Raw genomic sequence first — 13230 nt, 5'->3', positions numbered from 1 at the left:
CGATCTTAGCTTCGGAGTGCGGCCGCGACGGCCTGTCCCACGGCTGTCGCCAGAGGCGGTGGCATCGCGTGGCCGATCTGTCGGTACCTGGATGTCTTGCCGCCGAAGAAGCGCCATTCCGCAGGGATGGCCTGGATCGTCGCGGCCTGGTCGACGGTCAGCTTGGGTTGACCGTCCGAGGGAAAACGCGAGTCGGGGGGTTCGTCGCCGAGACTGTTGCCGTTCACGCCGAGCGAGGCCCACGCCTTTTTGCTGCCGGTGGGGCCGAGGTCGGCACCGCCACGCCGGTCGGAGCCTCCGACAAGGGCGGGTGCGATGCGATCGGCGCCCTTGATCCAGCGTTCCGCTCCGGGCCACCCGTCCGCGGACATGGAGGGGCCGAGTGCCTGGCCGACGGTCGGGGGAGGCAGCGCGTCCCGCTCGGGCCAGACGAATCGAGAGAAGTACGGGTCCTTCAGAGCGACGAGGAAGCCGCTGCTGCGGTTCTGCGGCACGCCGAAGTCCGAGGCATTGAGGACTCGCCAGCTCCAGTGGTAGCCCGCGTTGCCGAGCTCCGCTTCGATCCACGAGCGATCGGTGTTGAAGTCAGGGCTCTCGACGAGGTCCGGAACGTTCTCCAGGAGCACGGCTTTCGGGTCGATCTCGCGTATGAGCCCGATCACCGCCCTGAGGACGCCACGCTCCTCCGTGTCCTCGGAGCGACCCACGGTGGCGGAGGACTTCACCCGAGGGAGTCCACCGCTGACGAGATCGACGCCCCGAGCCTCGGGGCGCATGCTTGGGTGGAAATGCGCCACGTCCATGCAGATCACGTCCCACCCCGGTCGGTTGAGATCGATCGTGAAGCAGGCGTCGGCCTTGCTGTCGATGAGCAGCACGGGGTCGAATCCGGCACGTTCGAGTCCGAGCGCCTGGGCCCCGGACCCGGCGCAGACTTCCACCGAGCTGAAGCGCCGAGGTTCGATGGGCGTCGTCGCGCCGGACTGCGGAGTGGGTTGCTTCCCGGCCGACGCGGCCATGGGTGACTGTACGTTGGCGATGCCGCTTCGATCAGCATCTCGTCCGGTCTCCGTGGACTGGTCTTCGGTGGGCGGGGAAGTCGCGCGTTGGGCGTCGACCGACTCCTTGGCGACGGCCCGCAGCTCGTCGTCCAGAGCCCGTTCCTCAATGCCGTCGAAGATCACGAACGGGGCGAGTCGCAGCAGCCGCTTGAGGAAGTCGCGCAGGGTCTCGCGTTCGTTGAGGCCGGTGAAATCGAGGTCCTTCCAGACGCGGAGGATGGCTCGGACCATGTGCGGGCTGCCACCGAGTGCGGCACGGCGTGCGTAGATCTGGTCGAATGCGGCCTCGCCGAGGATCTTGAGGGCGCTGTACGGCTCCGGGTCGTCGGAGGAGCGCACGAGCTGAGCCCGCCACCACAACCGGCCGAAGACATGGCGGGTGAGGTCCGTGCCCAGGACACGGTCTCCGGGTGGCTGCGGATAGCGCCAGAAGGCGACATCCGGGAGCAGGACCAGCGCAAGGAAGGCCCAAACGTCCCTGGAGGCGGCCTCGGCGGGCACCATGCCCATCTCGGCATGCAGAAGGGCCGCCAGCTGGAGGTCGAAGTCGGCGTTGCGAGCGCGGTCCGACTCGTCGGGGAAGCCGGCGCGTTTGGCAAGGTCGATGACGCCGGTACGCAGTTCTTGAAGCTGATGGGAGGAGACTCGGTCGCCACCGGTGGCCACGTACACAGCTGATTCGTGGGTCACAGAAACTCGACCGACCAACTCGGCGGTCGTCAGGTGTCGGTATTCCTCGAAGAGGGGTCTGGCCTGTTCGGCGAGCAGCCGCGGGTACAAGAAACTCATCACGACACCTCGAAGATCTTGACCGCCGCCTGCAGGTCCGACGCGAACAGAGCGGGCGACTGATGTCGACGCAACCGGATGTCATTGATCGACTGCCCGGGGAAGAGTTGGTCGAACAGGCTCAACAGCGTGGCGCCCAGTGAGCCGTCGGCGAAGTCTGCGTCCTCAGCGAAGTCATCGTGATTGAGGGCGTGCTCGACCATGGTTCGAGCGGCATCCGCGTACACCGCGGAGAGCACGATTCGATCCACCTGGCGAGGCTTGCCGGCGTTCTCGAACGCCGTGGCGGTAACGGTGTTCCGCTCGTTGACCAGCAGGAGCAGCGACCCCATGGTGGCGCTCTCCAGACCTCCGCTGATCTGCAGATGCCAAGCTGCGGTATCGGGAAAGGAGGTTCGGGCGAAGTCGATCACGGCCATGGGGAACTGCGGCGCGTCTCCTTGGAGACGCAGGGACTCCCGATCGCTCCACAGCACGGAGCCGGCCCGCCGGGGCGAGGAGGGGCGGGCGTCCCTCCGGCGTTCGGCCAGGACCAGGGCGGTGTCCAGGAGAAGAAGGCCGCCCAGATCGGCGCCCCGCAGGCGGACATCCAACTCCACCTTCTCCGTCCCGCCGGCGGTCAGGCGCACGTGCCGCGCCGGTCCGCTCAGGTTGGACCCAGTGGCCGTCCAGACGACCGCGAGCATGAGCGTTGTGTCGCTTGGAAGGCCCGACTGCGAGCGGGCCTGATCCAGGTCGACACGAACGGTCCTCCGCAGCTGCAGGTCCATGTGGTAGTCCCAGTCCGGCAGCGCTTCGGGCAAGTCGATGTCGCCGTCCTCCGTCACCAGCGACCACGGCTCAGCCGCAATGACGTCCTCTGTCGGGACGCGGTACGGAAGAACGCGCCGAGTCACGTTGCTTTCACCGCCTCGACCTTGATGTCGATTTCGGTCACGGTGTCCGGGGCCGGGCGCACGAGCGCGCGCCAGACGGACTCGCTGCCATCGATCACGAAAGTTTCGGCGGTGTACAGGCGACCGTCGCCGTCCTCCCAGCCGACGAGCACGGGCATGCTCGCCCCGATGGGTGGATCCGTCTCACGACCGCCAGTACCGGGGAGTGTGACGGCAAGGTCGATACGCACTCGTTGCGGTCCCGGCACGGGCAGTCGGAAGTCCTGGACGAGTACAGAGGCGTCGCCGCGGTCGTCGTAGTAGGGGTCGCCGACGTACTGGACTCGTGGACGACGACGTGTCGTGCTGGCTTCGCCGGTCCCCGATGCGTCCGTGAACGACTGACCGTTGTCATCGAAACCGGCCGAGCCTGTCGCTCCGCCGGACGGGAGTGACCCTGTACGGGACGTCGGAGCGGGACGGCCCGATGCCGAAGGACGTGTGCTCTCTTCGATGTCGTCCGGCCGTGGGATTCGCACGGCGGTGCTGCCCGGCTTGGAGTACGCAGTGCCTCCGCCGATCCCCCAGGCTCCCCCCACCAATCCGGAGAAGAGTGAACTGGCCGCGCCCAACGCGACATTGCTGGCTCCCGAACGCGCGACGCCGCCGAGGGAGAGGAGCTGGGCCTGAGCCTCTGCGATGCGTGTGAACGTCGTGTGCACGAAGGTGCTCTCGGGCTTGTCGAGCGACTGAGGGTTCCAGGCGTCGTGCGTGGGTGGCTCGGCCTTTGCGTAGATCTCGTCCATGTCTTCGTCTGCGCGGAAAACGCCGGCGTAGCCCTGGTTCACGCTGGGGGGCTTCGGCCCGGGCTGGTACCTGACGACAAGCTCTGCGGGGCGCATCAGGCAGACATGATGGACAAGGTCCTCGATGTCGAGCATGCGGGAAGCACGGGTCGGTTCCAGCGGCGGCATGATCCTTTTCACCAGCCCGAGGCGCCCCAGATACCTCTTGGGCCTCATGCAGTGCAGATCGCTGCCGTCCGTGCCGGTCATGGTCTCGTAGGCGGCGACGAACATGTTGAGCGGGCGGGTCTCCCGTGGATCCGGTACGGAGTGGTGGACGCCGTCACACGTGACGGAGAAGTTCATGGCGGGTGGTCTGTCATCCGTCGAGATCATCTTCGGCCAGAGGTGCCAGGTGATGGTCTCTGCCAAGTAGTCGGCTGCATGCGCCGGTTCGAGCTCGTCCAGATTCGGATCGATGACGACGACGGTCGTCCCCGTCTCCTCAGGACCGAAGGACCTGAGACCGAGACGTTGAGCAGTGGCGTCCGCCTCTTGGCCGATCAGGGGTTCGACGACATCTCCCGACATGTCGCCCCACCAATGCCGACCCGTGTAGCGGCGCCTTCCGGAGGGTTCGGCGGCCGTGTAGCTCTTCCAGAGAGTGCAGCCGATGAGACGAGTCTCGTGACCTCCCCGAGCTGTGCGGCAGCGGGAGTGGACCAGGACTGTTCCGGACTTGGACAGCAGATAGAAGATGCCTTTGCCGAAGCCGTAGGTGCCACCGCCCAGAGCGGTGTCGCGTGGCTCGCCGATGTTGCGGATGAACGAGACGAAGTCACGGTCGGAGCCCACGGCGTCGTCTGCACGGGTTGGCCCTCCAAGCCCTCGCGTGCCTCGGTCCGAGACGGCCAGGACTCGTATCGGGCCATGCCTGAGGGTCTCCCGCAAGGGGAATGTCTCGGCGCCGGCGGGTGCGCCGTCGGTCAGAAGCTCTCGCCATGCGCCGGTGTGGGCCGGGCCGACCGTCCACATGTCGATTCGGTAGTCGACCGCAGAGGCGGACTGCGTGACACGGGCATCCCAGCTGTTCTGGGCGGACTCGCGCACGAGAATGGTGAGGAGATCGAGTTCCGGCCGACCGAGCTGGTTGCGGATGCCCTCGGCGGCGCTCGCGCCTTCCGGTGGATAAGGCTGGGAGAACCAGCGAGGCCTGGTCACACAGACTCCTGGATCAGGTTTTCGACCACATGGGACACCTCATCGGGGGGCAGCGGAGCAGGTGCCTCGCCGGACAGGTCGATGGTGTACTCGACGTCCAGAGCCGACACGGACAGGCCTGCCGACTTGAGGGCCAGGCGCGTGAGCCCCGGGAAATCGGCACCGACTCGGTACCAGCGCTCCTCACGGACCGCGAAGCGCACGTCGTGGTACCGCTCGGAGTCGGAAAGGTGGTAACCGGCTCCGGCGAGCAGCTCGAGGAGCGTGCCCTCGTCGTCGCACAGGTGAAGCGCTCGATCGACCATTTCCACGAATGCGGTACCCGAACCGTTTGCGGTTGTGCGCTGCAGGCGGAGCCAGGCCAGGCAAAGCGTCCCGCCATCCGGCGCCTCGAGTTGATCAAGCCCGTGTATCCGGGGCCTTCGTCCCTCGCCCTCGGCGGTCGATTTGACTTCGATGGCATTGACCCCGGCCGAGAAGTCGTGACGGTGACCCTCGGGACCGCTCCACAGTCGATGCGCGCTCGGGTCCTCCGCGAGAAGGCGGTTGAGGATGACCAACTCGCCGAAGAGCCCGGCGAGCTGCTCCGGCCCCAGTGGTGTTCCCTGCGTTTTGAAGAGGGCCTTCCACCGGTCGAGAACGCGATACAGCGCCTTGATCTGGTTGTCGGGCAGCTCGCCGGTCGCGCCGAGCACGTCCACGCACAGCTCGGTGAACAGATCGCTGAGGTCGTCGCGGAGGCAGGCGAGGTCGGCATAGGCCTGGTAGGTCTGCTCGTCCTCGAGTATTCGTTTGTGCAGCCTGAGTACTGGACCGTCCAGGCCAGGACGGACCTTGCGGTGCGAGTGGATCGGCACCAGAAGATGGCGGTGCCCGTCGTGGTCGACGGCCACGGTCAAGGGGTCCTTCGCGGCGACAGGCAGTTGGGCGACGCGCAGGCGTCGTTCCCCCGTGGTCTGCTCGGCCTCGAGCGCGGTCCAACGCTCCTCGACGAGTGTGCGGAGCGCGTCGTCGTTCATGCCTCCTCACCGTCGACCAGGCTGTAGTCCTCGTCCTCGATCCTCACGTTGGACAGGTCGGCCGAAATGTACTTCTTGACCGTGCTGTCCTCGTCCCAGGGCTTGGGGAAGACCAGGCCGACGCCGATGACGTGCTCATCGGCGTTCAATGGAACACGACGATTCTTCGACGGGCTCGGCTCGGACACCTTGTCGATCGGATACAGAACCAGCAGGCCGGTGTCCGGGAGCTGGACGCGACGCTCGCCCATGATGGCCTCCTCGGGCAGCGTGGCGGTGTCACCGACCAGATCCACCGCGGCATCGCGGCGGCTCATCAGGGTCTTGATGTCCGCGAAGTCGGGTGTGGGGTTGGGGAGATCGAGGCGTGCGCGGATGTTGCGCCCGACGGTCACGTGGTCGGCGAAGTCGAAGTCCTCCCCACGTGGGTTGCCGACAATCGCGACGTTCCACCGACGGAGTGAGCTGGCCGTCGCCACCCGTTTCCTGATGTAGTCGATGATTAGGCCCGCGTCGTTCTCAGGGGACTTCTCATGGAACTGGTAGGTCGACAGGAAGTCGATGACGACGTCGTGGGGCACGTCACGGAAGACCCATCGACCCTGAGCCGAGCGATCCTCCACCTTGACCGCGTTCGCGACCGAGGCGGCGACCAGGACGCGTGCAGCCTTGATGTTCCTCTTCAACCAGTCGGAGTTGGTGTGGAAGTAGTGAGTCTGGATCCGCTTGCCGCCGTACGACGAGGCCGCCGTGACGGCGTCGCGCATCTTGGCGGCGGCGGTCACTCGTAGATTGGGGTGGGTGCGGAGACGCACGGCGAATGTCCGAGGGGTCTCGTCCTCGGTCATGTAGATGTCGATGTCGCGGCGCATCTCAGTTTCCACCGTGGCCAGGTGACGGAACCATTCGGCCAGTTCGTCGGTCATCCAGATCCGAGGCAGATCGGCATATCCGTTCCGGAAGCCGAACCAACGTCCCATCTGCAGCAGTGTGTCGTACGCTGATACGGCGCGGACGAAGTAGCTGACCGACAGGCCTTCCAGCGTCAGCCCTCGGGAGAGGGTGTTGCCGCCCACCGCGATCGCCACGACGGGACCGTTCTCGTAGTCGAGCCGGTCCTCACTGCCGGAGTTGTCCATGATGACGCGACAGTTGTCCAGGACCTGCGGGAGTTCCGGCACCAACTCCTCGAACGGCACCTTCGATTCGCCGAAGTCCTCGGCCGGAACGCGCTCGGTCTCCCGCTCCCACAGGTCACGCAGTCGGGTGAGGAAGGCCGCGTCGGTCAAGGACCGGGCGGACCGGTCGCGCAGATGCCTCAGCGGCCTCTCGAAGCTGTTGTGCACAGACGTGTTGACGCTGGTGTGGATCAACATCGTGCTGTGCGGATTGCCGGTTCGGCGCACGCGACGGGCCGCCGTGACGAGCCAGAAGTACTCGACTGCGCCACGCAGGGTCTCGGTGATGACGGGCTCGAAGCCTTCGATGTCGGCCCTGGTCTCAGGGCGTACACACGGAACGTCGTCCTCGGGGACAGACCGGATCATGTCGTATCCGTCGTCGACCTGCTCCGGATCCTCACCGTCGAGCGCGTAGCGGCCGAAGAGCACCTCGGTGCCGAAATGCCCGTCCGGCTTGGGGAGATTGACGACGAAGTCCTTGGGATACAGATCCTCGGCGCTCGGGTCGATCAGCAGATTCGCGAACGGAGAGGCCGTGTACCCGACGTAGGCGCTCCTCGGCAGGGAGCTCATGATGTCGAGGATCAGCGGGTTGATCGACTTGGTTGCCACCGTGGCCTGGTCGGCCTCGTCGTCGATGATCAGAGCGGGGCAGTCCTCAAGGTAGTCGGAGGCCTGCTCGAGCCAGCGGGCGAGCTTGCGCAGTACCGTGGCGTTCTTTTTCACGACGCACAGCACGCGCGTCTTGTTGCTCTTCCCGAAATAGGAGGCCGGATTCTCCTGTGGGGTGAAGTCCTTGTCGAGGCCGGTCAGTTGAGACCACATGGAGGGGTTTGGCTCCACCAGCTGCTGCACCAGTCTGGCTTGCGTCTGGCGCCGGAGGCCGTTGTGGATGCCGGCCAGGACGATGAACAACTTGTAGCCGCGGTCGGCCGCTTTGGCCACGACCGAGGTGAAATTGGTCGTCTTGCCGGACTGCACATAACCCACGACCAGGCCCCGAGTGGAGAAGGCCTTCTCCTTCGGGTGGTTCAGCAGAGAGACGATGCGGGTGGAGGCTTCGTCGAGGCTCCTGATCGTGGGGTCCTCGGGCCAGCCGTCCTTGCGGAGCAGGTTCACGATCGCGGGCCAGCATTTGTCCCTGGCCTGCGGTCCTGTGTACCAGGTGTCGCGGTTGCCCAGAATCACCGCATGTGGCTCTTCGAGTTCCTTGATGCGTATCGTCTGCAGCTCGTGCCGCTCACGGATCTGCTCGACCACTTCGGGACTAATGCCGAACTGCTCGAGCCGCTTGATCGCTTCCGTCGGAGGGAACGCGTCCAGGAGCGCCTTGAACGTCCCGTACATGCCATCGAATTCGTCGGTCATGAGTATCGACCGTTCCCCCGCTCTCGTTCCCTGAAGCCGCCGTGCCACCGCCCCCGCCAACAGTCCCTTTGGCGGTGTGGCCCCCGAAGGGCGAGTAGGCGCGCCGATCTCGCACAACTCCTACACACTATTGGTTGCGGTGGGCACCGATAAGTGAAACGAAGGCCCCATTGTGTCGAGTTCTCGAAAATATCAAGCCCACGGTGAATATTTGTACCGTTCGTGCAATTTTGAGTGCTCGATGGGCGACGTCACCGACGGCCGGTCGGGTCAGGGCTCGTGCGGAGATGGTTGTTGGGCTGCGAGAGCGGCCTGGATCCGGCGGGTGACGTCCTTGCTCGACTCGTGCTCCCAGAACCTGAGGACGGTCCACCCTGCTGCGAGCAGGTGATCGGTCGTCTCGCGATCGCGGGCCATGTTCTTGTCGAGCTTGGCGCGCCACCACTCGGCATTGGCCTTGGGGTGAGTCGCGTGCTCGGGGCAGCCGTGCCAGAAGCAGCCGTCCATGAAAATGGCGATCTTCGCCTTGCCGAACACGATATCGATCGTGCGGCGTGGCAGGCCGGGCACGGGAACGTTCACCCGGTAGCGCAGCCCGGAGGAGTGCAGGAGGCGGCGAACCGCGATTTCGGGCGCGGTGTCGCGGGAGCCTTGACGACTCATGCGAGCAGACACCGCGGGAGAGGAGGGAACAGCATCAGCCACGGGAACATTCTGCCGGCGCCGTCGGCATCACGTCCGGCATGTGTCCACGAGACGAAACGCCCCCGGGCGCCGAGTGTGCCTGTGCGTGGCGCCCGGGAATGAGTCGCCGAACTCAGACCCCGTGGCACTCCCCATAAGCCGCCCCCGACCCGCACCAGCAGTTGTTCGTCCGCTGCGGCGGCCAAGCAACCGCCAACCCCCGGGCCGCCAAGGTCGTCGCGTACTGGGGGAGCAGGGTCGTGTCCGATGGGGGCGAGGCTTCTGAGGCGGCGAAGGCTTCGTAGGAGGGGACTGTGGCGGTGACGATGCCGAGGTTCGGGGTGCCGGACATGGCCAGTTCGCGCAGGGACGCCTCTATCGTCGCGAGGTGTTCCTCGTGGGAGGGGTACTCGGTGGTGAGGTCCGGGTACCCGGCGGTCAGTTCCGCGAGTTCGGGGGCCGACCAGTGGAGGACCGCCACCGGGAACGGGCGGGAGAGGGCTTCGCGGTAGGCGCCCAGTTCCGCCTGGAGGCGGGTGATCTCGGCCTGGAGTTCCGCCGGGTTGTCCGAGCCCAGCGACCAGACCCGCTTCGGGTCGTGGAGTTCGTCCAGGGAGATCGGGGACGAGTGGAGGGTGTCGGCCAGCGCGTCCCACTCGTCGTGGGCCGCGCCCAGCATGCGGCGTACGCGGTGGCGGCCGAAGAGGAGGGGGAGCGTGGCGTACGGGGGCTCCGGTACGTCGGTCAGGAGCAGGACCGCGCCTTCCGTGAAGGTGTCCTGCGCCGCTTCCAGTTCGTCGTGCGACTCCAGGGCCTCGGCCACGATCACCCAGGGGGCCGGGTCGCGGGGGGCCGCGGCCCTGACTCCGTCGATGATCGCGCGGGCCTCGGCCTCGTGGTCGTACTCCCACAGGTTCGACGCCTTGAGGGCGCGTACCAGATACGGCTTCTCCAGGGGAGTGTCCGAGGCGAGGAGGCGGTCGTAGAGAGTGCTGGCGCCGGGGCGGTCGCCGGCCAGTTCGAGGTGGGCCGCGGCCTGCAGGAGCAGGTGTTCGGCGTCCTCCGGATACAGGCCGGCGGTCCGCTCCAGGCGAGCCGCTTCGGCGGTGTGGTCGACGTTCTCGGCAGGCGTGTCGGGGCGCATGGGTGACACCGTACTGCCGCCGGGCCGCCAAGGAGAGAGACCTGCAGGCCAGAGACGCGGGAGTCCCCGGGGGCATATTCCGGGATCGTGTGTGTGCGCCCCGCGTCGGCCGAGGGGCCCTGCCGGACAAGACATCGGCGGCGGGGCCCTGTCTGCGGAGGGCCCCGCCGGCTGAGGACCTCGGCGGCGGTCGAGGGTTCGGTTCGGAGGGGGCCCGTCGACCGGCGGCCGCGATGACTCGGTTCGCCGTGACCCGGTTCGCTGTGACCTGGTTCGCAGTGAACTGGTACGTGACGACATGGTTCGCGGTGAAATGGTCTGTGATGACCCGGTCCGCCGTGGCCCGTCAGTTCTGTCTCACACCGCCACCCCGTCCACCTGCATCGTCTGCACCGCCCCGGCCGCGAAGGGCACCGCGAGGGACTTGCCGTTCAGGTGGGTGTCCGTGTGGGAGGTATAGAGGTCGCCGCCGCCGGACGTCAGGGTGTTCCAGCGGGGGACCAGTCCGCCCGTGCCGCCGGAGACCGTGGTGAAGCGGGAGAGGTCGAAGGTCAGGGTCTGGGCGGACGTGGCTTTGTTCGCCGCGACGATCACCAGGCGCTTCGCCGTCGCGTCGTACGCCGCCACCGCGTAGTCCACGCCCGTGTCCACGATCGTCATTCCCGGGCGGATGTGGCGGCTGAACTGGGCCATCACATAGAGCTTCGTCTCGACCGCGCCGGCCGTCAGGGTGGTCGCGTCGTACTTGATCATGCCCCAGCCCGCCGTCGGGTCCATGACCTGCCAGTAGACCCAGGCGGTCGGGTGCAGCCAGCGGAAGTCGAGGAGGAGGTTGCTCGCCATGGTCAGGCCGGTGCCGTCGCCGTCGCCGTACTCGGAGTTCCACAGCGCCTTGCCGGAGGACGTCACGGCATCCGTGTACAGGAGGTCCCGGCGGCCGCCCGAACCCTGGTAGCCGTGCACGTTGACCCGGTTGACCAGGGCCTTGGTCGTCGAGCCGAAGGAGTTCCATGTCGTACGGGCCAGGTCGTAGCTCGTCTCGTCCGACGCGGAGATCCTGGTGCCCGTCAGGCCCCGCTTGTCCAACTCGCTGCGCAGATAGGGGAGTACAGCCGCCTGGACGGACGCGTCCATGTGGCAGCCCTCCTGGGTGCCGGTGGACGTCCACCAGCTGGAGGCAGGCTCGTTGAACGCCTCCACGGTGGCGAAGTTCACGCCCCAGTTCGTCTTCGCGTAGAGCGCTACCGCCGCGAGGTGGGAGGCGTGCTGGCGGTAGTTCCAGGACTGGAGGTTGTTGCCGCCGCCGGACGCGCCCGACGGATTGTGGTTCAGACACATCCACCACATCGGGGAGTTGGCGAACAGCTCGCTCGACGCGCCGCGCGCCGTCGCCTTGGTGAGGGCGGCGCGCTGGGTGGCGTCGGCCGTCCACTTCCAGGCCGACGACGTCGGGTCCTCGTTGTTCCAGTCCTGCCAGTAGCCCTCGATCTGCTTGAAGGAGGGGATGCTGGCGGATGCGGTCATGCTCTCGCCGCCCACGGAGTTCCAGCTGCACGCGCCGAGGTTGTAGCGGGCGATCGTCATGCCCAGGCCGGGGCGTGAAGCACCGTTGTACGTGGTCGACTTGGTGGTGAAGAAGAGGTCGGCGAAGTCGTCGCGGGCGCCGAAGACGTTGGCCCACCAGGCCAGGGAGGTGCCCCAGCCCTCCCATTTCCCGTACGTCGTCGCGGGGTTGACGGCGATCGTCGCGTCCGCGCGGGCGGTGCCCGTCGCCAGGGCGCCGCCGAGGACCGTACCGCCCGCGGCGGTCAGAAGTGTTCTGCGTCGGATCATGGCTGGCTTCTCCGTCCGTCTCAGCACAACTGCCGGTCGTCCCACCGGTGTTGGCCGTCGATTGCGACTCGACTTCGACTCGGTCGCCGGTTCGTTCCCCAACCGGCGCTTGCCCGTCCCGTTGATGCCATCAGGAAGCATCGGGTGTGGCGTGTGGGGTTGTCGAGTGTTGTGACAGCCCTTTCTAAAACCGGTGGAGGAAGCCTCGTCGGTGAGCTGCTCGCTGGGTTGCCGGTGAACTGCTCGCTGGGTTGTCAGTGGGGTGTCGGTGGGTTGTTCGGTGAGCTGCTCGGGGGCCGCTCGGTGGAACGGGAGCATCGGTGCGTACGGGAGTCGCGCGGGGCTGGTGAGTTGGCGGGGCGGCGCCTATCGTGCGGCCCGGCGAAGGGGGCGTACGGATGCGGGCTCCGGGGATCGTGCACCACGGCACGCGGCGACGGCGGGCCGCGTTCCGGCGCGCTGCCTGGAGCGGTGCCGAGGTGCTCGTCACCGTCGGAGTGGTGCTGCTTCTCCTGGTCGTGCACCAGCTCTGGTGGACCAACCGGCAGGCGCAGCACAACGCGGAACGCAAGGTGCAGGCGCTGGAGCGGGAGTGGGGGACCCCGGCCTCGGGGAGCGACTCCCCTGACGCGAGCGCCAGTAGCGGCACCGGGGTGACCGGCGGCGGGGAGGCCGACGCCGGGAAGACCGATGCGGGGGAGACCGGTACCGGGGGTGCCGGGCGGCGTTCGTCGTCCGGTGCCGGGGTCAACAGTGGTCAGGCGCAGCCTCGTTGGTCGCAGGCCTACGCCGTCCTCAGCATTCCCCGGCTCTCCCTCCGGGTGCCCGTCGCCGAGGGAGTCAGCAAGCCGGACGTCCTCAACAAGGGGTACGTCGGCCACTACAAGGGCACCCAACAGCCGGGCCAGGCAGGGAACTTCGCGCTCGCCGGGCACCGGAACACACATGGTGAACCCTTCCGGTTCCTCCCGAGGCTCCGGCGCGGAGACACGATCACCGTCGAGACGAGGGCCGCCGTCTACACGTACACCGTCGACCGGACCCTCGCGCAGACCTCCCCGCGGGACGGCGGGGTCATCCGCCCGGTGCCCCGCAGCACCGTCCGGCCGTCGTACGGGTACAGCGAGCCCGGGTACTACATCACGCTCACCACGTGCACCCCCGAGTACACCTCCAGGTACCGCATGGCGGTGTGGGGGAAGCTCACCGCCATGCGGCCCCGATGACCACGCCGGGCTCCGGGTCCGCGTGACTCAGGCCGGGTTTCGCC

At 67.1% G+C, this 13230-nt stretch carries 9 protein-coding genes; 1 reads left to right on the top strand and 8 read right to left on the bottom strand.

Going from position 1 to position 13230, the window contains the following annotated elements; translation table 11 throughout:
* Positions 1–5: 5 nt before the first annotated feature.
* The 8 genes from ABZX90_RS07120 to ABZX90_RS07085 form a co-directional block, all read right to left on the bottom strand.
* Positions 6–1850 carry a DUF6339 family protein gene (locus tag ABZX90_RS07120; protein ID WP_355202156.1) on the bottom strand — a complete coding sequence of 615 codons (1845 nt, stop codon included), beginning with the start codon at positions 1848–1850 and terminating at the stop codon, positions 6–8.
* Positions 1850–2677, bottom strand: a complete 828-nt coding sequence (locus tag ABZX90_RS07115) for a hypothetical protein (protein ID WP_355202153.1) — start codon at positions 2675–2677, stop codon at positions 1850–1852. Before ABZX90_RS07115 ends, ABZX90_RS07120 begins: the two co-directional genes overlap by 1 nt.
* Positions 2678–2742: 65 nt before the next feature.
* A complete protein-coding gene (locus tag ABZX90_RS07110) occupies positions 2743–4731 on the bottom strand; it encodes a hypothetical protein (protein ID WP_355202150.1) in 1989 nt (662 codons plus the stop codon).
* A complete protein-coding gene (locus ABZX90_RS07105; RefSeq protein WP_355202147.1) occupies positions 4728–5750 on the bottom strand; it encodes a PD-(D/E)XK motif protein in 1023 nt (340 codons plus the stop codon). The genes ABZX90_RS07110 and ABZX90_RS07105 overlap by 4 nt, the downstream gene beginning before the upstream one ends.
* Positions 5747–8299, bottom strand: a complete 2553-nt coding sequence (locus ABZX90_RS07100) for a Z1 domain-containing protein (protein ID WP_355202144.1) — start codon at positions 8297–8299, stop codon at positions 5747–5749. Before ABZX90_RS07100 ends, ABZX90_RS07105 begins: the two co-directional genes overlap by 4 nt.
* Before the next feature lie 270 nt (positions 8300–8569).
* Positions 8570–8962: a very short patch repair endonuclease gene (locus ABZX90_RS07095; protein WP_355202141.1), complete on the bottom strand. Its 393-nt coding sequence runs from the start codon at positions 8960–8962 to the stop codon at positions 8570–8572.
* 154 nt (positions 8963–9116) lie between these two features.
* A complete protein-coding gene (locus ABZX90_RS07090) occupies positions 9117–10127 on the bottom strand; it encodes an SEC-C domain-containing protein (RefSeq protein ID WP_355202138.1) in 1011 nt (336 codons plus the stop codon).
* A gap of 357 nt (positions 10128–10484) precedes the next feature.
* A complete protein-coding gene (locus ABZX90_RS07085; RefSeq protein WP_355202135.1) occupies positions 10485–11960 on the bottom strand; it encodes a glycoside hydrolase in 1476 nt (491 codons plus the stop codon).
* 398 nt (positions 11961–12358) lie between these two features.
* Between ABZX90_RS07085 and ABZX90_RS07080 the strand changes: the two genes are divergently transcribed.
* Positions 12359–13186, top strand: a complete 828-nt coding sequence (locus tag ABZX90_RS07080; RefSeq protein ID WP_355202132.1) for a class E sortase — start codon at positions 12359–12361, stop codon at positions 13184–13186.
* Positions 13187–13230: the final 44 nt, after the last annotated feature.

The sequence above is a fragment of the Streptomyces sp. NPDC002935 genome (assembly GCF_040611295.1).
In the GTDB taxonomy this organism is placed as follows: Bacteria; Actinomycetota; Actinomycetes; order Streptomycetales; family Streptomycetaceae; genus Streptomyces.
The sequence above is the reverse complement of the archived record's forward strand: the minus strand, read 5'-3'. Positions and strand labels throughout refer to the sequence as shown.